The 20,131-nt window shown below is 37.0% G+C and carries 22 protein-coding genes and 1 other annotated feature; of the genes, 2 read left to right on the top strand and 20 right to left on the bottom strand.

Annotation, left to right across the window (positions count from 1 at the left end):
* Positions 1–37: 37 nt before the first annotated feature.
* The 4 genes from OL234_RS03240 to OL234_RS03225 form a co-directional block, all read right to left on the bottom strand.
* A complete protein-coding gene (locus tag OL234_RS03240; protein WP_275469738.1) occupies positions 38–1,036 on the bottom strand; it encodes a PhoH family protein in 999 nt (332 codons plus the stop codon).
* A gap of 218 nt (positions 1,037–1,254) precedes the next feature.
* The gene (locus OL234_RS03235) at positions 1,255–1,698 is read right to left on the bottom strand and encodes a GatB/YqeY domain-containing protein (protein WP_275469737.1); all 444 of its coding nucleotides are present in this window, start codon (positions 1,696–1,698) and stop codon (positions 1,255–1,257) included.
* A 24-nt stretch (positions 1,699–1,722) separates the two neighbouring features.
* Positions 1,723–1,899 carry a 30S ribosomal protein S21 gene (gene rpsU / locus OL234_RS03230; protein ID WP_023605663.1) on the bottom strand — a complete coding sequence of 59 codons (177 nt, stop codon included), beginning with the start codon at positions 1,897–1,899 and terminating at the stop codon, positions 1,723–1,725.
* Positions 1,900–2,091: 192 nt separating this feature from the next.
* Positions 2,092–2,526, bottom strand: coding sequence for a Fur family transcriptional regulator (locus tag OL234_RS03225; RefSeq protein ID WP_275469736.1), 435 nt, complete (start codon positions 2,524–2,526; stop codon positions 2,092–2,094).
* A 68-nt stretch (positions 2,527–2,594) separates the two neighbouring features.
* Between OL234_RS03225 and OL234_RS03220 the strand changes: the two genes are divergently transcribed.
* Positions 2,595–3,422, top strand: a complete 828-nt coding sequence (locus OL234_RS03220; protein WP_275469735.1) for a pyruvate, water dikinase regulatory protein — start codon at positions 2,595–2,597, stop codon at positions 3,420–3,422.
* Between the two features lie 69 nt (positions 3,423–3,491).
* Here the strand turns inward: OL234_RS03220 and OL234_RS03215 are convergent, their stop codons facing one another.
* The 7 genes from OL234_RS03215 to OL234_RS03185 form a co-directional block, all read right to left on the bottom strand.
* Entirely contained in the window at positions 3,492–3,797 is a 306-nt protein-coding gene (locus OL234_RS03215) for an ArsR/SmtB family transcription factor (protein WP_275469734.1), read from the bottom strand.
* A gap of 46 nt (positions 3,798–3,843) precedes the next feature.
* Positions 3,844–5,589: a phospho-sugar mutase gene (locus OL234_RS03210; protein ID WP_275469733.1), complete on the bottom strand. Its 1,746-nt coding sequence runs from the start codon at positions 5,587–5,589 to the stop codon at positions 3,844–3,846.
* A gap of 713 nt (positions 5,590–6,302) precedes the next feature.
* On the bottom strand, positions 6,303–7,640 hold the full coding sequence (gene glnA, locus OL234_RS03205; RefSeq protein WP_275470106.1) for a type I glutamate--ammonia ligase: 1,338 nt from the start codon (positions 7,638–7,640) through the stop codon (positions 6,303–6,305).
* A 49-nt stretch (positions 7,641–7,689) separates the two neighbouring features.
* Positions 7,690–8,058, bottom strand: a complete 369-nt coding sequence (locus tag OL234_RS03200; protein WP_275469732.1) for a MerR family transcriptional regulator — start codon at positions 8,056–8,058, stop codon at positions 7,690–7,692.
* Between the two features lie 391 nt (positions 8,059–8,449).
* Positions 8,450–9,697, bottom strand: coding sequence for a GTPase HflX (gene hflX, locus OL234_RS03195; RefSeq protein WP_275469731.1), 1,248 nt, complete (start codon positions 9,695–9,697; stop codon positions 8,450–8,452).
* Between the two features lie 16 nt (positions 9,698–9,713).
* On the bottom strand, positions 9,714–10,664 hold the full coding sequence (gene miaA / locus OL234_RS03190; RefSeq protein WP_275469730.1) for a tRNA (adenosine(37)-N6)-dimethylallyltransferase MiaA: 951 nt from the start codon (positions 10,662–10,664) through the stop codon (positions 9,714–9,716).
* Positions 10,654–11,403 (bottom strand): glycerophosphodiester phosphodiesterase, encoded by a 750-nt coding sequence (locus OL234_RS03185; protein ID WP_275469729.1) that lies wholly within the window; start codon positions 11,401–11,403, stop codon positions 10,654–10,656. Before OL234_RS03185 ends, miaA begins: the two co-directional genes overlap by 11 nt.
* Positions 11,404–11,545: 142 nt before the next feature.
* On the opposite strand from OL234_RS03185, the gene OL234_RS03180 reads away from it, so the two are divergent.
* On the top strand, positions 11,546–11,713 hold the full coding sequence (locus OL234_RS03180) for a DUF3042 family protein (RefSeq protein ID WP_275469728.1): 168 nt from the start codon (positions 11,546–11,548) through the stop codon (positions 11,711–11,713).
* A 101-nt stretch (positions 11,714–11,814) separates the two neighbouring features.
* Here OL234_RS03180 and OL234_RS03175 read toward each other — a convergent pair whose 3' ends face one another.
* The 9 genes from OL234_RS03175 to OL234_RS03135 all read right to left on the bottom strand — a co-directional run bounded on the left by OL234_RS03175 (position 11,815) and on the right by OL234_RS03135 (position 20,024).
* Positions 11,815–12,018: a cold-shock protein gene (locus tag OL234_RS03175; protein ID WP_275469727.1), complete on the bottom strand. Its 204-nt coding sequence runs from the start codon at positions 12,016–12,018 to the stop codon at positions 11,815–11,817.
* Between the two features lie 168 nt (positions 12,019–12,186).
* The gene (locus tag OL234_RS03170) at positions 12,187–12,369 is read right to left on the bottom strand and encodes a JAB domain-containing protein (RefSeq protein WP_275469726.1); all 183 of its coding nucleotides are present in this window, start codon (positions 12,367–12,369) and stop codon (positions 12,187–12,189) included.
* A gap of 226 nt (positions 12,370–12,595) precedes the next feature.
* Entirely contained in the window at positions 12,596–12,739 is a 144-nt protein-coding gene (locus OL234_RS03165; RefSeq protein WP_275469725.1) for a hypothetical protein, read from the bottom strand.
* A 470-nt stretch (positions 12,740–13,209) separates the two neighbouring features.
* Positions 13,210–13,767: a RadC family protein gene (gene radC, locus OL234_RS03160; RefSeq protein WP_275469724.1), complete on the bottom strand. Its 558-nt coding sequence runs from the start codon at positions 13,765–13,767 to the stop codon at positions 13,210–13,212.
* Between the two features lie 60 nt (positions 13,768–13,827).
* Positions 13,828–14,487, bottom strand: coding sequence for an HAD family hydrolase (locus tag OL234_RS03155; RefSeq protein WP_275469723.1), 660 nt, complete (start codon positions 14,485–14,487; stop codon positions 13,828–13,830).
* Positions 14,488–15,795 (bottom strand): bifunctional folylpolyglutamate synthase/dihydrofolate synthase, encoded by a 1,308-nt coding sequence (locus tag OL234_RS03150; protein WP_275469722.1) that lies wholly within the window; start codon positions 15,793–15,795, stop codon positions 14,488–14,490.
* Between the two features lie 22 nt (positions 15,796–15,817).
* Positions 15,818–18,460, bottom strand: coding sequence for a valine--tRNA ligase (locus OL234_RS03145; protein WP_275469721.1), 2,643 nt, complete (start codon positions 18,458–18,460; stop codon positions 15,818–15,820).
* Positions 18,461–18,528: 68 nt separating this feature from the next.
* Positions 18,529–18,748 (bottom strand) — a binding site (T-box leader).
* Between the two features lie 44 nt (positions 18,749–18,792).
* Entirely contained in the window at positions 18,793–19,275 is a 483-nt protein-coding gene (tpx, locus tag OL234_RS03140; RefSeq protein ID WP_275470105.1) for a thiol peroxidase, read from the bottom strand.
* Positions 19,276–19,355: 80 nt separating this feature from the next.
* The gene (locus OL234_RS03135; RefSeq protein WP_275469720.1) at positions 19,356–20,024 is read right to left on the bottom strand and encodes a redox-sensing transcriptional repressor Rex; all 669 of its coding nucleotides are present in this window, start codon (positions 20,022–20,024) and stop codon (positions 19,356–19,358) included.
* Between the last annotated feature and the right edge of the window lie 107 nt (positions 20,025–20,131).

Below are 20,131 nucleotides of genomic sequence, written 5' to 3'. Positions count from 1 at the left end.
TCACTTAACTCGACCAAAGGTCTTGTCAAAAACAACCTTACTCTCGATCAATATCCTGTTGTGATGACTTTACTGTTCCTTGTTCTTTATATGCCTCAATAATCTCAGCTACCACAGGATGTCTTACCACGTCACTCGAATTAAATGTGACGAAACCAATCTTATTGATCGTGCTTAGCGTTTTTTGAGCGTGAACCAAGCCACTCATCACCCCTCTTGGTAAATCAATTTGTGACACATCACCATTTACAATCATTTTAGAATTGAACCCAAGACGTGTTAAAAACATTTTCATTTGGGCAATGGTCGTATTTTGGGCTTCGTCTAAAATTACAAAGGCATCTTCTAATGTTCGCCCACGCATATAGGCAAGTGGTGCAATCTCAATAATCCCTCTCTCCATTAAACGATTGGTATGGTCCATACCAAATATGGCATAAAGAGCATCGTACACGGGTCTTAAATAAGGATCAACTTTTTCTTTTAAGTCTCCTGGTAAAAAGCCCAAACTTTCTCCTGCCTCAACTGCTGGGCGAGTCAAGATTATTTTTTGAACCTCACCTTTCTTCAAGGCCGAAATAGCCATGACAACTGCTAGATAAGTTTTCCCTGTTCCAGCTGGTCCCACACCAAACGTTACGTCTTTTTTCTTAATTGTTTCAACATATTCTTTTTGTCCGTAAGTTTTGACACGGATTGGCCGACCATTTTTATCCTTTAAAATCTCCGCCTCATACATGTCTGTAAAATAGTCCAAAGTCCCTTTGTTTGCCATTTTTAAGGCTGTCACAACATCAGGGGTACTAATTGGAATCCCACGTAAAATTAAAATTTGAAGCTTTTTCAAGATATTAAAAACCTGCTGTACTGCTTCTTTTTCACCCGTAATCTTAATCACTTCACCGCGACTATGAATGTCTACATGCTGATTCTCTTCAATCAATTTTAAATGTTGATCATTGTTTCCTAATAATTGATGAACTTCATCTTGATTTTTAACCAAGATTTCTAAAGATTCTTTGATTGAGTCTAACAAAAAAAGAACATCTCCTTCACTAATTAATCTATTTTACCCCTTTAAATATACCATACTTTTAATATCGAAAAAAGAAACTTCCCTCTAGGATTATAATTGTCTTTTAATCAAAAAAAGAATTCCTCATTTTACTTTACAAATCTCAAAACTGCTGAATGACTTGATTTTAAGGATACAAAAAAAGTTAACAGAGAGTCTCTGTTAACTTTTATGTTTGCTTAATTTAGTAGCTCTTTCACTACTGAATTCACCAAATTACCATCAGCTTTACCTTTAACTTTAGGCATCACTGCACCCATTACTTTACCAAATTCTTTTCCAGAAGTTGCTCCAGTTTTTTCAATGGCTTCAGCTACAATCTCACGAACCTCAGATTCGTCTAATTGTTTAGGTAAGTATTTTTCAACTATAGTAATTCCCGCTTTTACTGTTTCAACCAAATCTGGACGATCAGCATTTTCGAATTCAACTAGTGAATCACGACGTTGCTTCATTTCACGGGCTAGAACTGTCACTTCCTCTTCCGAAGTTAAGTCTGCGCCTTTTGAGATTTGTTCGTTTTGAACAGATGATTTTAGTAAACGAAGAACATCTAAAGTTGGTTTATCTTTAGCTTTCATCGCTGTTTTAATATCTTCGTTCAACGTTGTAAGAAGCGACATACAATCAGCTCCAATCTTTGAAAACTAGAATTTCTTGCGTTTTCTCGCTGCTTCAGATTTTTTCTTACGCTTCACACTTGGTTTTTCGTAATACTCACGTTTGCGGTATTCTTGCAAAGTACCAGTTTTTGAAACGGAACGTTTGAAGCGACGAAGAGCATCATCAAGAGATTCATTTTTCTTAACAACTGTTTTTGACATACAAATTCCCTCCCCCCGTGCTTAAAAAGTAACCGTTTTTTATATGTTATGTTGCTTAAACGTCAAAAAAACTGTCCTTTTACATTATAACGAAAGTATTTTTTTACGTCAACTATCTTTTGAATTTTTTTTAGATATTTTTTATATCCTATTTTTTACGTAAACACTCTTCTTTTAGATATTTTTTATATCCTATTTTTTACTTAAACACTTTTCGCATTTTCCGAAAATTTCAAAACGATGGCTTTCAATCTCACAGCCTGAAAGTTGCTCCTTAAAATAATCCATCGGACACATCCTAATCTCTCTAGTTGCCCCACATTCCGTACAAATAAAATGATGGTGATGTCCTATATGTTGATGACTGCAATGAAATCTAAACTTCTTTTCACCATTTAGTTCTGTCACTTCTAATAAATCAATTTTAGAAAAATCATGTAAGTTTCGGTAAATAGTGTCATAACTGATTCCGGCGTAATCATCTGACATAAAATCATAGACTTCTTTGGCACTCGTATATTTATCTTCTTCAATTAGAAATTGCAACATTGCTTCGCGTTTTTTTGTGTACTTAAACCCTTGGGTTTTCATTACTTTCAGCGCTTCTTCTAAATGCATGCTTCTCATCAACTGCCTTTCTCTGTCAAAACTATGCTATAATATTAAAAACAGAAATGCAAGAAAGGAAATTTAGCATGTCGAAAAAATCAATCTATATTTACATTATTTCTGACTCCGCAGGAGAAACAGCTTCCAAATTAGCCCAAGCTTCAGTTGCTCAATATGAAGAACTGGATATCACCTTTATTCGCAAAACATTTGTGAGTGAAACCGCTGAATTGATGGAAGCTTTAGAAGGTGCCTTGGCTGATGAAGCTATTATTATCCATACTATGATTTCTAAAGAGTTTATTCAAGTCGCCAATGCTTTTTGTGCCGAACATGATATTTTTTGTATGGATTTACTGTCTCCTTTGGTAAACGAAATCTCGAAACGGTCAACTATCGAACCTAATCGCATAGCTGGAGCTGTTCACTCTCTTAACCAAGATTACTTTAATCGTATTAGCGCAATGGAGTTTGCAGTTAAATATGATGACGGTAAGGATCCAAAGGGTTTCTTAGAGGCTGACATTGTATTACTAGGTGTTTCGCGTACTTCTAAAACACCTTTAAGTTTATTTTTAGCCAATAAAAACCTAAAAGTTGCTAACCTGCCTCTTATGCCTCAAGCCCATATCCCTTCTCAACTCTGGGATGTTGACCCTAAAAAAATTGTCGGCTTAACTAATAATCCTGACATTCTAAATAAGATTAGACAAGAACGTATGAGAGCTTATGGCCTTAACCCTGACACGGCCTATTCTAATATTGATTGCATTAACGAAGAACTTAAATTCGCTGCAGATTTATATAAAAAAATTGGGTGTGTCGTTATTAACGTTGCTGATTTATCTATCGAGGAAACTGCCTCAATTATTATTGACGAATTAGACTTACAAGATTTCAGCTTCTTTGGCTAAACTAAAAAAAGCGCCTCAACTTTCCTGTTCAAATTTTCTTTTGAACAACTGTCTTGAGGCGCTTCTTTTTTATTTGTCGATATGACGAATATGTTGAAAGGTTTGACCTAATATATCAACAACATGTTGATCATCTAGGGAATAGTAAACAATTTTACCTTCTTTTCTTGATTTGACCACATGATTATTTCGCAACAATTTCAATTGATGGGAAACTGCTGATTGTTCTAAACCAATTTCTGTCACAATCGCACTCACATTCATCTCGGATTGACTGAGTAAGGTTAAAATCTTTAATCTAGTCGGATCCCCTAAAGCCTTATATAATTGACTAACTTTTTCAATTATATCATTTGATGCCTCTAACTTTGGCATACCTATCACTCCTTACTTTATTCTCTCCAACTATCCCCTAATAAATTCACTTATTACTCTTTGGTACACAGGCAATCAAGGTTTCAATAGCTTTCAACAGCTTAATTAATTTATTTGACGCCTCTTTCTCCGAACTACCAGTAACACCAAAATAAAATTTAATCTTAGGTTCTGTTCCAGACGGACGAATAGCTAGCCAACTGTCATCAACTAAATAATATTTTAACACATCTGAGTGCGTGCTATCTAGTGAAGAACTAGTACCAGAACGTCGGTCTATTTTTAATCCGCTTTGATAGTCTGAGACACCAACAACTTCAACACCACCTATTGTCTTCATAGATGACGTTCTAAAAAAAGACATCAATGTCTGAATATGCTCTTTGCCTGCAATTCCTTCATAAGTTAAGGATAGTGTTTCTTCCTTAAAATAGCCATAATTTTGCGATAACTTTTCCAATCCTTGCAGTAAGGTTTCTTGCCTTGATTTGTAATAAGCAGTGACTTCTGCTAATAAAATAAAAGCTTGGATCGCATCTTTATCACGAACAAAGGGTTTAATCAAATAACCATAACTTTCTTCAAAACCAAATAAAAAAGCAGTCTCATCCTTTAGTTCTAACTCCGCAATTTTTTCACCAATAAATTTAAACCCTGTTAGAACTTCAATAACCTGGCTATCAAATTCTTTACAGATTTCATTGACTAGATTTGTTGAGACAATAGATTTAATGACAGTTTCCTTAGGATGCAAGGTCCCTTTTTCCTTTTTGTTGATTAATAAATAATGAACTAATAAGGCGGCTATCTGATTACCTGAAAGTAATTGATACTCTCTACCATTACGAACTGCTACACCTAATCGATCAGCATCAGGATCGGTGGCAACAACGATCTCAGCTTCTTCTTTTTTAGCTAAGGCTATAGCTAACTCAAAAGCTGTAAGTTCTTCTGGATTCGGTGAGACAACAGTTGGGAAAGCTGGATCCCCCTCGGCTTGATGAGGCTCTACTATAACAGCCTCAAAACCACTTCGTGCAAGAGCATTTGTCACTATTTTTTTACCGACTCCATGTAGAGGTGTATAAACAATCTTCAACTCTTGACCATATGCTGCAATTAATTGTGGCGACATGATCACTGAAGTAACCTTTTGAAGGTAACATTCATCAATCTCTGGGCCAACTATTTCAATCAACTGGTGGGGGCTAGTCTCACTATGTTCGGCCACCTTTACTTCAAGGGGATTCTTAACTTGTCTCACAAATTTTGTTAACTGATTAGCTTGCTTGGGAGGCAACTGCCCCCCATCTGGACCATATATTTTATAACCATTATAAGCCACAGGATTATGGCTGGCTGTAATCATAACACCAGCAAAACAACCCAACTCTCTAACAGCAAAAGATAGCTCTGGAGTGGGTCGCATCTCATCAAATAAATAAGCTTTAATTTGATGTCTAGCTAAAACTTTTGCCGTTTCTAATCCAAACTCTTTTGAGTAATAACGGGAATCATAAGCTATAATCACACCTTGGGCTTTATAACCTTCCCCAAAACTGTCAATATATCTTGCGAGCCCTTCACTTACTTGTCTAATAGTATAACGATTGATACGATTAATCCCTGCACCTAATCTTCCTCTAATCCCAGCTGTTCCAAATTCTAAAGGTGCATAAAAAGCCTCTTTTAATTGATCCGGCTGTGTTTTCAAGTAAGCCAAATCTTTTACAACTTCCTCAGCTAACCCTTCCACTTGGCACCACTCTCGATAGATTTCATTCCACATCATTTAAAGCTCCTTCGCGTATGCTCATTGGTTTAAAAATAGTTTAATACCATCTAGTAACTCACTGTTAGTAGTTAAGGCTTGGTTCAAATTATACCATTAAGTCAGAATCTAACCTATTATTTTTATCACTGTTAAGGCTAAAAAATACCTACTTACGCTAGTTCTAATAAGACTGATTCATACGATTCCTATTGAGATAGAGTTAGTAAAGTAGCAACAAGTTAGTGGCGAAAATAACAACTAGAACCCTCACAACTTAAATAGTTTACGTGCTTGTCAACCGTACTGTATGAGGATGTCAATAAATGGACACACTAACCTAACACCGATTGTAAATAGTCTTAGACCGTTTTTTATTCAGGATAGTCTGAGTTACTAAGGGCGTATCAAGATGAATTAGAGTAACTAATTAAAGACATAGCGAAAATTTTATGGCAATTATCAAGAAAACTTATCCGAATAGTCACAAAAAGAAAAAGTTTTAATTATTGAGAGTTCCACCTTGGTCATAAGTATATTAGCTTTACTTGTCGTCTTGGTAACAGAATTTTTTAATAGAGTGCTGATTAATACCAAACAACACTAAATCAGACTTATCGCATCATCCTATTAAGCTGACCTTACCCCTTTGCCATTACCTAAAAACCCCTTATAAGATGACTACTTTTAAACAAAGGTCATCTTATAAGGGGACTAATGATACGTTATGCTAATTAGAATAATTCTAGGTAGTGTTCTCTTTCCCACTCCGAAACTTGCTGACGGAAAGCATGCCACTCTAAACGTTTGGCTTCAACAAAATTAGCATGAATATGCTCACCTAGGGCTCCTTTAATCACTTCATCATGACGCATTGCCTTAATAGCATTATGTAGCGTTGATGGTAGATCGGTAATTTGAGCTGCCTCACGCTCGGCTTCATTCATTACATATATATTACGATTAACTTCTTGAGGTGGTGTTGTTTGTTTACGAATACCATCTAAACCAGCTTCTAACAAAACAGCCATTGCTAAATAAGGATTGGCTGACGGATCTACTGAGCGTAGCTCTAAACGAGTTGATAAACCTCTTGAAGCTGGAACACGTACCAATGGAGAACGATTTTGACCACTCCAAGCCACATAGACAGGTGCCTCGAAGCCAGGTACCAATCGTTTATATGAATTGACCGTAGGATTACAAATCGCGGTATAAGCCCGAGCATGTTCTAAAAGGCCCCCTAGAAAATAGTAGGCAGTTTGGCTCAACTCGCGTTCACCTTCGACATCATAAAAAGCATTACCATCTTCATTAAACAACGACATATTACAGTGCATACCTGAACCAGCTATCCCATGTAATGGTTTTGGCATGAAAGTCGCGTGTAAACCGTGACGTCTCGCAATTGTCTTGACAACTAATTTAAAGGTCTGAATATTATCACAAGCTTCCATAACATCAGCATATTTAAAATCAATTTCATGCTGACCTGGGGCACATTCATGATGGGATGCCTCTACTTCAAAGCCTAAATTCTCTAATTCTAACACAATATCACGACGACAATCTTCACCTAAATCTTGTGGGGAAAAATCAAAATACCCACCTGCATCATTTAACTCCGTCGTCGGCTTACCTTGCTCATCTAATTTGAACAAAAAGAACTCTGGTTCTGGTCCAAGATTGAAAGAAGTAAAACCTAACTCTTTCATTTCAGCGACTACTCGCTTTAGGTTACCACGAGGGTCTCCTGCAAAGGGTTTTCCTTCCGGAGTATAAATATCACAAATCAAACGTGCTACTAATCCTTCCCCATTTTCCCAAGGGAAAATCAACCAAGTTGATAGATCTGGATAGAGATACATATCACTTTCTTCAATTCGAACGAAGCCTTCAATTGAAGAACCATCAAACATCATTTTATTACTCAAAACCTTATCCAACTGACTAACTGGAACCTCAACATTTTTAATTGTCCCCATTACATCAGTGAACATTAAACGTAAAAATCTGACATTTTCTTTTTTAGCAATTTCTTTAATTTCAGCAATTCTTTCTAAATCTAACATCTCTTCCATACCTATCGTCCCTCTCGTTCTGTCATTTAATTGAAATTTGTTAGCTCCTCTTAAAAGGAGTTGTTGCTCCTAGACGGCTTTCTGACAAAATATCATCATAAAATAGGCGTCTCACATCGTTATCAGTCAAACGATGCTCTTCCCACTGAATAGTAGTTGTAGCGGACTTCTCTTGATAAATACTACGAATACCCGCCATGTCATAACCAGCCTTTAACCAATCTTTAACCTCCAATAAGCGATCGACATCATTTAATGAATAAGTTCGTTGATTCCCATCTGTTCTTTTGGGTGTAACCAACTTTTGGGCTTCATAATATCTAATCTGTCTAGCACTTAAATCCGTTAATTTTATAACTGTACCAATTGGAAAAACCGACATAGATTTACGTAACTCTTTCTCACTCATAATATCTCTCCTCGCCATTGACATGTTTAAGAATAACAATCTCAAAAAAGGCTGTCAACATCTGATGTTAGGAAACCTAACATCAAAAAGACAAAAAAATAAAAAATCTTGAAATTTATTCAAGACTTTTTATTTTGATACCTCACCTTGCAAAACCTATATATACCAAAGGTTTACCAATTTATTATTTTATGTAATACCATAAAAATCGAGACAGTCAGACTTAACCATCATCTTCTAGCTCGTAAAAATCGAAACCTTCACTCTCCTTTAATTAACAATCAACTCACTCATTTTATCTTACCGAAATGAAATTTCCATCAATATCCGAATACACTTAGTACGATAACTATGCTAAAAATACTAACTCGACCACTTGCATTATTCCCATTTAAAATTCAGCTATTTCCTCTGCTTCTAGCCAACGGGAACTTTTTGGAGCGAAACCTTTTACAATGTATTCCTCTGTTTCTTCAACAAACTCTTGCGAAACAACCAGTGTGTCAGTCGTCAATTTTATCAAAAGATAGCCCATATCTGCTGATAATGTTTTTTCATATGGCTCAAACATTTCCATCAACATCTGGCGAATACCAGCTTCTAGCTCTTCTTTATCTGTTGGATTCTTAGCTGATAACTGAATATTAGGAAACAGAGTTGGTATAAAGCTAGCTTCTGAGACTTGATCCATCTTATTATAGACTGTTAAAACAGGAATACCTGACATACCCAACTCTTCTATTAGCCCTAAAACTGTTTTTTCCTGCAAGTCACGATCTTCTGAACTAGCATCAACAACATGTAGTAATAAATCCATTGTTCGACTTTCTTCAAGGGTTGATTGGAAGGCTTCAATCAATTGGGTTGGCAAATCTTGAATAAACCCAACGGTATCAGTTAAGGTTGCCTTAAACCCTTCTGTTAATTGCCACTGTTTAGTTAACGGGTCTAAAGTCGCAAACAATTGATCCTCAGAATAAGTTTTTGCCTCTGTTAACATGTTTAACAATGTTGACTTGCCAGCATTAGTATAACCAATCAATCCGATTTGAAAAACATTTGACTCTTGACGTTGTTGACGGTTTCGTTCACGACTAGCTGTGACTTCTTTTAATTCTCTTTTGATATTTGTTATTTTATTACGAATATGACGACGATCGGTCTCAAGTTTAGTCTCACCTGGTCCACGAGTCCCAATCCCACCACCTAAACGTGATAAGACTAACCCTTGACCAACTAAACGTGGCAATAGATAGTTTAGCTGAGCTAACTCTACTTGTAACTTACCTGCCTTGGATTGAGCACGCATAGCAAAAATATCTAAAATCAATTGCACCCTATCAATCACCCGAACTCCTACAGCTTCAGTAATCAATGTCCCTTGTCTCGGAGTTAGCTCTTGATTAAAAATAACAATGTCTGCTTCATGAGCATCAACTAGTTGAACCAATTCTTCTAATTTTCCCTTCCCAATAATCGTTTGACGATCAACATTTTGTCTTTTTTGTAATAACTGAAAAACAACCTCTCCTTGGGCTGTTTCGGTTAAATTTTTTAACTCTGCCATCGATTCACTAAAATATTGATAGTTATCTGCAGTTTCAACCCCAACTAAGATCACTCTTTCTTTTTTTAGCATCTAAACGCCTCCTTTTTTATAGCCACTCTTCGACTTCCTCTTCTAAGCTTTTTTGACTTGAGGGATCTTGAACCAAGTCCCACCAAGAAGCTGTCATTCGATTTCTAAACCACGTTAACTGTCTTTTGGCATAACGACGAGACTGTTGCTTAACAAGTTCACTGGCAGCCTCTAAAGGCTGTTCCCCTTCAAAATAGGGATAAAACTCTTTATAACCAATCCCTTGTTCCGCTTGACATTTCCCAAACTCATAGACTTTTTTCGCTTCTTCCAAAACGCCACATTCTACCATTAGATCAACCCGTTGATTGATCCGTTGATACAACCTATCACGTTCAGTCGTAAGGGCAATTAACTTAACGTCATAAAGAGCTTGAGTTAAATCTTTGAAATCAACCTGTTTCTGTTGCATAATACTTTGGCCAGTCAATTCAAATACCTCGATGGCACGCATTACACGTTTCACGTTGTTAGGATGAATAACTGCCGCAGCGGCGCTATCTTGCTCATTGAGACGTTCCCACAACTGTAAGTGTCCATATCTATCACCATACTCTGCCAACTCTTTTCTTAACGTCTCATTAGAAGCTGTTTCTTCTTTACCACCTAATTCAAAATCAAAGAGTAAGGCTTGAATGTACAAACCTGTCCCCCCTACAACAATTGGCAGCTTTCCTCTAGTTGTAATTTCTTGAATTTTTTGACGTCCTGCTACTTGGAAGTCGGAAACGGAATAAGTGTCCCCCAGATCGCAAACATCTAGTAAATGGTGGGGAATACCTTGGCGTTCTTCTAGAGTAGCCTTAGCAGTTCCGATATCTAATCCACGGTACACTTGTAGTGAATCCCCACTGATAATTTCGCCTTGATACTTTTTTGCTAACTCAATACTTAGTGCAGTCTTCCCAACCGCTGTTGGTCCAACTATCACCAATACTTTTTCTTTCTTCACTCGCTTACTCCTCATTAGTTAATTGTTTATTTTTAGCTCGTAAAGCCAAAGCTCTACGAGGATAATCTGTATGAACGGCTTCAATACCTAATTCAAAACATACAGCCAAATCATCCTCAGAATTGACTGTCCAAGGTCGTAGTTTTTTAGAAGATTTTTTTACATTATCTTGCTCTTTTAACACCCAAGTAACTTTAGGATGAAGCCCTTCTAAATACGATATTTTTTCAGCTTTTCGAATTTTTCTAGGCTGATCTCCCATAATATAAGCCAGAGGTATCGTTGGTTCTAACTGATGCATACGTTCAACGGAGTCAAAGTTAAAACTAGAATACATGTAAGTAAAGGGCCAATTTCGCTTGTGCAAGAGGTCTGAGACAGCTTCTTCAATCCCTGGATAGTCTTTTTCATCTGTTTTTAATTCTATATTTAATAGTCCTTTGAAATTGTCCTGAAAAAGAACCTCTAGAACTTCGGAAAATGTCGGAATACGCTCATCTTTAAACTCAGGACTAAACCAACTCCCAGCATCTAACATTTTTAACTCTCTTAACGTAAAGCTTATTATTTCACCAGTCCCGTTAGTTGTCCGATCGACCTGATTATCATGAATCACAACCAGTTCTCCATCTTTTGTAAACTGAACATCTAACTCAATGCCATCAGCGCCACACTCAATGGCTTCTCTAAAAGCAATCAAGGTATTTTCTGGGTGTGTTCCTTTGCTACCACGATGGGCAATAATTTTAGTCATACTAAATCCCTCCAATTCATTATTATTTTAGCATTTTATTAAGAAAAGTTATAGGAAAGCGATAGTTTCTTTTTGCTAGCTTTTTTTTAGCTTTTATTAGATAATGAGGGTATAAATAAATCTTAAAGAGAAGGTGACGTTGATGAAAAAATTTGTATCTGGATTTGTAACTGGTACTACTATTACTGTTGCAACTTTAGCTGGTCTGATGTATGGTGTTAAAAAGACTGTCATTGAACCAATGGAAGAAAAAGAAAATATGGTAAATGATAACCGTCGTAAAGCAATGCGCAAAAGCCGCGCCCGCTAATTAATAATGATAAAACAGCCAAGTTTACGCTTGACTGTTTTTTATTTTTTATAAACAAAAATACCCTTCCTCTAAAGGAAGGGTATGGTTAATAGTTATAATTAGTTTTTAACTACGTTAGTAGCTTGTGGTCCACGATCTGATTCTTCGATATCGAATGAAACTGATTGACCTTCTTCTAAAGATTTGAATCCTTCACCTTGGATAGCTGAGAAATGTACGAATACATCGCCACCATTGTCTGCGCGTTCTAAGAAACCGAAGCCTTTTTCTGCGTTAAACCATTTTACTGTACCTTGTTCCATAATGTGTTTCCTCCTCGTGCTTTTTTAATGCACTTAAATTTGTAAAACTTAGCATGGTCACGATAGAGGTGTTGCATTACAAAATGTGAACAGCATCTACGTTACTACCAATTAGTATTACAATATCATAATACCCCATGACGGAATTAAAAGCAAGTAAAACGATTGCTAAAAAAGGTTCCGTTCTTTTAAGCTACAATAATAATCCTCACCAATCACCAAATGATCTAATAATTCGATCCCCATCAATTGACCACAACTTGCTAAACGTTTAGTAAAAGCAATATCGTTGGCTGATGGTTCAATATTTCCTGATGATAGCGATAGGTAAATTTTTGACGTTATCGCCAATTTTTCCCCCGCTCCACACCGTGCGTACAGCTTTCACCGTACACGGCGTTCCATCGTTCAATCACTAGTTTTTCTCAGTTATCTTGACATATTTTCCTGTTTGCATATCGCTTTAGCAACTGACTTCCCAAGTTTAATAAGAAACTCCCCCACTGTCTCGCTAAACTTTAAATAAAAATAGCTGCTACTAACTGAGTTAAACACATCACGATTCAACGACTTGAGGCTATTGCTCCATCTCCATTACAGAAACTTCTCCGCTCATCCCTCTACTCTCACTATCATTAAGTGGTGTTATATCTGATGACTTTCCCCCACAACACTTCTTAGAGAGTGTCCTCTCCATGTTGATAGCTTTCAACGTTCCCATAAACCTATCACTTCTTAACTTAGGTGCTATCTTTTATCTGACGTCCTTCACACAGCCTCTAACTGTGTATGGTGCTTTCGGAACCACCCTAGCTACTCGCCCACAGAACGTAACTGACAAACAGTCAGTTTTAACTCATTTCTGAGCATTACTCACTTACAGATAGTTCATTCGATAGTTTGTCAGTGCGCTGGCACATTCTCACCTTATTAAGTTTTTTACGACTCCCGACCTATCAGATACAGACTCTAATCACAGAGCCATTTCGTTGATAAAAACTACCTATCAGACGATACCTTTCAGCCGACTTCACCGAGATTCACACCTCAATCGTCTACACTTACAACCAAAGCATGTCGGAGTATTAGAGCAGTCGCTTCAAGGCGTTACCCTTTCATTTCAACTGTGAGTTTAAGAGTTCACGCTACGTTAGTTGTTATCCCCCTAAGAAGCGTGCGCAATCTTTTCAATCACGAACGTTTCTCACGGTGATTATGAGCAATAATAAACTTGGCGGCACAGCACTTAACTGCGTAACTAAAAATTTCTCTTGGATGTACAACCGCCTGATTCAACCCACCAATAAAGAGCGTTTCTTGTTTAATAATCTCATTCTTATTGTTTAGATAAAGCGCTACTAAATGTTCCTGACGTAAATCCTTTAACTCCTCTATCAATAATAATCCTACACTACGACTTGAAATAACCTCTCCATATTTTTGCTGATTTTCCTTTGCTAGTCTCCTCCCCAACTCCAATACAGCCTGTAGCTCCACCGCCTTCACTAAACCAATCCCTTTGGTTTGCTGTAACTCCTCTAAACTCGCCAGTTTAAAATCATAGAGACTATCAAAACAGCCCAATAGTTTTTTAGCCAATTGCATCACACTATCTTCCTTGGTTCCACTACGTAAAACAATCGCCAATAGTTCTTGCACTGATAAAGCTGCTGTACCAGAACTAACTAAACGCTCTCTTGGTCGATCTACTTGAACTAAATTAGTTAGTTCCTTATCTTTTTCCTTCACAAAAAAACTCCTTTCACCGTTCTTACTAAAAAGATACGCAAAAGGAGTTTTATTTTTTTATTATTCAGCTAAATAGTTTTTCACATCATAAAGACTTGGGAAAACTTCCAGTGTTCGCTCCTTAATTTCAGGAGTTGGTTGTAATAAATCAGGAATCATGATAACAGGAACACCTGCCTCACTAGAAGCTATCACACCATTGAAAGAATCTTCTAACATTAAGCAATCTTTAGGTGCAAGCTGAAGCATAGAAGCTGCCTTTTCGACAATTTCTGGGTCCGGCTTGGCTCGTTTGACATCCTCGCCCGAGATGACACCCGAAAAATAAGAAGTAATTCCTGCCTTATCTAATAGAATAGTGATAAAACTACGTAAATTACTTGAAGCGACAACGCAAGGAATTTCTTGTTCTTTCAAATAATCCAATAACTCGATAGCGCCTGGCTTTAGTTCCGCTTTACCCGCCAAAAACAACGCCTTAACTTCTTCGTGGGCTTCCTTGATAAATCCCTCAATATTTTCACGCCCAAATTCTGCAAAATCTTGATAATAGGCTTCATACAATTCTTCATCTGAGGTACCAACATATTTCATGTAGTAAGATTCATCATAAGTTGTGATACCGTACTTAGGCGCAATAGTTAAATTGGCCTTACAATACAGTTTCTCTGTATCTAATAATAAGCCATCCATGTCAAAAATCAAACCTTTTAATGCCATTTATTCCACTTCTCCTTTTAACAAAAACGCTCTTACTTCTGAGATAAAGTATAGCGATCCAGTAATAATTAAAACCTCATTTTCTTGTGCTGATTTTCTAAAGTTACTGACAAATTCTTGCCAATCCGAGACCATCACTGCTTTTTTTGACGGCACTACGTTAACATAATTTTCCAATTGGTAGGCTTTTGGATAAGAAAAGGTGGTCAAGGCAAGTTGACTGTTAGAAACAGTTGCTAACATCTCTAACATTTTTTTGACATCTTTAGTTGTCAACGCTGCAAATAACAACGTCACCTGTTGCGTCGGAAACAATTCTTTAAGATTGGCAACTAACCGCACCAAAGCAGGTTCGTTATGAGCACCATCCAGCATAATTAAAGGTGATTCACTCAAGACTTCCATTCGGCCAGGCCAGGTAACTTGCCTTAAAGAGGCTTCGATCTTCTCAGCTTTTACAGGGTAATTTAAATGAGGAGCTAATAACTCATAGATTTTGATAGCTAAACTGGCATTTTCAATCTGATGCTGCCCGACAAGAGGTATTACTAGTTCGATATTTCGTAATTTTTCGCTAACATAACAAAAATTTTCCCCCATTAACCCTAATGATTGGTTAGCTAGACCAGTAAAATCTCGCCCAAATAAATAAACTTGACTGCCTAATTCCTGAGCGCGATTCATCATAACTTCTAGAGCCTTACTAGGAATATTACCAAGTACGACCTCGGTCTCTGTCTTTATAATCCCCGCTTTTTGCTCGGCGATTTCTTCCAAACTGTCACCTAAAATATCCATATGATCAAGACCCAATGTCGTAATTGCTGAAACTAAAGGAGTTAAAACATTGGTGCTGTCTAATAATCCCCCTAAGCCAACCTCAATGATTCCAATCTCAACTTGTTGCTCAACGAAATAATCAAACATCATTGCTGTAATTACTTCAAACTCGGTGATCCCTTGTAGCAGTGGATCTTGATCTAATTTAGCAACTAAAGGCTGATATTTTTCAACTAAGTTGATTAAATCTTGATCACTAATCGGTTGGTGATTAATTGATAAGCGCTCATTAAATCTTTCAATAAAGGGCGACGTAAACGTACCGACACGTAACCCTTCCGCTTCTAACAACTGTCTAAGACAGGCAACCGTTGATCCTTTACCATTGGTCCCACCAATATGAACCAATTTTAATTTATCTTGAGGATTGCCGACAAGTTCAAGCAACGCCTCTATTCTAGCCAATCCAGGACGCAAACCAAAAGGTAGGCGGCCATGAATCCAGGCAATCGCTTGCTCATAATTCATGACATTACTCCTTTAATATCACTTATTTTTTTAACGTGGCGATACGTTCCTTAACAGCAGCTTGTTTTTCAAGATAATCTTTTTCTTTTTCTCGTTCACCAGCAACTACTGCTTCTGGAGCATTGGAAACAAAACGTTCATTTGATAATTTACCTTGAACCATCTTCACTTCTTTCGTCCATTTATCTAACTCTTTTTCAAGGCGCATGATTTCTTCCTCAATGTTAATCAAATCAGCTAATGGCAGATACAGTTCAGCTCCAGTAATGACTGCACTCATAGCCAGTTCTGGCGCTTCAATCGTTGGTGAAATCACTAATTCTTCTGGGTTACAGAAACGTTCAATATAATTGATATTTTCTTTCAAGAACTCTTCTGCTGCAACATCATTTGTTTTAATTAGTAAAGTAATTGTTTTTGACATCGGTGTGTTTACCTCAGAACGACTATTACGAACTGAACGAATTAACTCTTTTAAAATTTCCATGCCTTCCGCTGCTTTTTTATCAGTAAAATCGGCATTGACTGTTGGGTACGGTGCAACGACAATTGAATCCCCTTGATGTGGGATTTTTTCCCAAATAGCTTCAGATACAAACGGCATAATTGGATGAACCAGACGCATAATGTTATCTAAAACATGAACTAGAATGCTACGAGTCATTTGTTTTTGTGCTTCATTTTCACCATACAATACTTCTTTACTCATTTCAATATACCAATCACAGAAATCATCCCAGATGAAATTGTATAAATGACGACCCGCTTCACCAAATTCAAATTTTTCAAATTGGGTAGTCACACGTTCGATTGTTTCATTTAAACGAGTTAAAATCCAACGATCGGCTACTGTTTTATGGCCATTTAAGTTAATATCTTCATAAGTAAAGTCCTCAGTATTCATCAGAACAAAACGACTAGCATTCCAAATTTTGTTGATAAAATTCCAAGCCGCATCCATCTTATCATAGCTAAAGCGCATATCTTGACCTGGAGTAGAACCAGTAGATAAGAACCAACGAAGAGCATCGGCTCCGTATTTCTCAACCACTTCCATTGGGTCAATCCCGTTACCTAAAGATTTACTCATCTTACGGCCGTCTTCTGCACGAATCAAGCCATGAATTAAGACATTTTTAAAAGGAGCTTTATCAGTGAATTCTAAACTTTGGAAAATCATGCGACTTACCCAGAAGAAAATAATATCATAACCAGTAACTAAAGTTGAGTTAGGGAAGTAACGTTTAAAATCTGGATTTTCTTCGTCCGGCCAACCCATTCCTGAAAATGGGAAAAGGGCTGAGCTAAACCAAGTATCTAAAACATCTTCATCTTGGTTCCAATTTTCACTGTCTGTTGGTGCTTCTTCGCCTACATACATCTCACCTGTCTCTTTATGATACCAAGCTGGAATACGGTGTCCCCACCATAATTGACGTGAAATACACCAATCGTGGACATTTTCCATCCAAGAAGTAAAGGTATTTTCAAAACGTGGCGGATAAAATTCAACTTTATCCTCTGTCGCTTGATTGTCCATTGCTTTTTTGGCAAGTGGATCCATCTTCACAAACCATTGTGTTGACAAACGCGGTTCTACAACTACTCCACTACGCTCAGAATGCCCTACACTATGCGTCATTTTTTCGATTTTAACTAAACGTCCCACTTTGTCCAAGTCACTAATAATTGCCTTACGTGCAGCAAAACGATCCATTCCTTCATATTTACCACCAAGATTATTAATCGTACCATCTTCATTCATCACATTGACACGTGGTAAATCATGACGATTTCCAACCTCAAAGTCATTAGGGTCATGGGCTGGCGTTATTTTAACAACACCTGTTCCAAAGTCCATTTCTACGTACTCATCCGCTACCACAGGAATTTCTTTATTTACTAATGGTAGAATAACGTTTTTACCAATTAAATCTTGATAACGTTCATCGTCCGGATGAACAGCTACAGCCGTATCACCTAGCATTGTTTCTGGACGTGTTGTAGCAATCTCAACACTCTTGCCACTACCATCAGCTAATAAGTAGCTCATGTGATAAAAAGCACCTTCGACATCCTTATGAATAACTTCAATATCTGATAAAGCTGTTTTCGCTTTAGGGTCCCAGTTAATAATATACTCACCGCGATAAATCAGATCCTTTTCATATAATTTCACAAAGACTTTACGAACAGCATCTGATAAACCCTCATCAAGAGTGAATCGTTCACGGTCATAATCAACTGAAATTCCAATTTTTCCCCACTGCTCACGAATATGTCCAGCATATTCTTCTTTCCATTCCCATGTTTTATCTAAGAATTTTTCTCGTCCTAAGTCATAGCGGCTAATTCCATCTTGTGCCAATTTCTCTTCAACCTTAGCTTGCGTTGCAATACCAGCATGATCCATACCAGGTAACCAAAGCGTGTCATACCCTTGCATACGTTTATGACGAATAATGATATCTTGTAGCGTCGTGTCCCACGCATGACCTAAATGTAGTTTTCCTGTTACGTTTGGTGGCGGAATCACTATTGAATACGGTGTTGCTTCTGGATCTCCTGATGGCTCAAAACGTTTTTCTTTTACCCATTTGTCATAGCGCCCTGCTTCAACTTCTTGGGGGTGATATTTTGTTGCTAAATTTTTTTCCTCTGACATAAACATCCCTCTTTCTCTACTGCCACATATTTTTGTGAAAATAAAAAGCCCTAAAACACAGAAATGTGTTTTAGGGCGACTAAACGCGGTACCACCTAATTTATAGTTAGCTCACTAACTACCTCTCAAACGTGATATAACGATCACGACTCGGAATAACTTACTGTTACATTCAGCCATTCAACTCATAAGCTACCTTCACTTTAATTTCCATCAAAATCTTTCAGCCTAGGATTTTTTCTCTAAAGATGGTCTAATAAAGCTACTCCTCTTATTCACTGTCTTGCCAATATTTTACACGGTATCACCAGCTACGTCAATTCCAACTCGTACTATTTTAAAATTTCTAACACTTTATCATAGTCAGGTTCTTGTGAAATTTCTGGTGTGATTTCACGATAAATAATCTTTCCTTGAGCATCTAGTACAAAGATGGCACGAGCTAATTTATCAATTGCCGGAATATGTAGGCCATATAATTTCCCGAATTTTAATTCGGTATCATGTAACATTTCCATACCAACACCTTCGGCGGCACACCAATTCTCTTGTTCTTCTTTAGTGTTATTAGAAATTGTCAAAAATTGAACCTCTGGCAGTTTAGCCATTTCTTGATTAAAACGTTTTGTCTGTAATTGACAAACACTTGTATTAATATCAGGTACAACACTGACAACAACTGGTTGTCCTTTTAAATCTGATAATTGAACAATTTTTTTACTTAAGTTGACCAAAGAAAAATCAGGTGCGACTTGCCCAACCTCTGGTTGAGTTCCTTCTACTTGAACAACGTCACCTTTTAATGTTACTTCCATCATAATTCATGTCCCCTCTCTATTTGTACTTACAAACTCAGTATACGCAATAGTAGATTAGAAAACAAAAATCGCGCTTGTTAACTATTAGCAAAGTTAAATTGTTGATTAGATGAAAAATTTTCATCAAAATATATTAAAGTTTGTAACTCTGTTGTCAAATCAATGTATTGAATTTTGACATTTTTAGGAACTTTCACACGGCCAGGTGAAAAGTTTAGAATCGCTGTGATGCCTGCTTCCACCATCTTATCAACTGCCCCTTGTGAATGTTTACTTGGAACAGTTGAAATAGCCGTAGTAATACCTTCTTTTGCTACTATACTAGCCAAGTCATCCATACTGTAGATTTCAACATTATTAATCTTTGTTCCAATCAACTCAGGATCACTATCAAAAGCAGCGACAATCGTTAAGTTTTCATTGCGTCTAAAATTATTTTTACCCAAAGCTTTCCCTAAGTTTCCTGCACCAATCAAGGCAATTCTCTTTTCGACCTGTGTATTTAAAATATGACTAAATACTTCAATCAAATAACTAACATCATAGCCATAACCACTACGCCCTAATTCACCAAAATGTGAAAAATCACGGCGTATCGTTGCTGAAGGTACTTGAATTAACTGGCTAAAATCTTTTGATTTAATGCGTTCAACTTTTGATTCTTCCAGCATCTTCAAATATCTATAATACAACGGAATGCGTTTAGCAGTTGCATTAGGGATTTTACAGTCTGTTGTCTTTTCCATTTATCTCACTCCTTGTTAAAAGCTTCACACTTTGATTCTACCACTGGACGCCGAGAATAACAATGTGATTGTGAAATTAACCGCAAAATAAAAAGCCCAAGTATATA

The organism is Vagococcus intermedius (genome assembly GCF_029144185.1).
In the GTDB taxonomy this organism is placed as follows: domain Bacteria; phylum Bacillota; class Bacilli; order Lactobacillales; family Vagococcaceae; genus Vagococcus_D; species Vagococcus_D intermedius.
The sequence above is the reverse complement of the archived record's forward strand: the minus strand, read 5'-3'. Positions and strand labels throughout refer to the sequence as shown.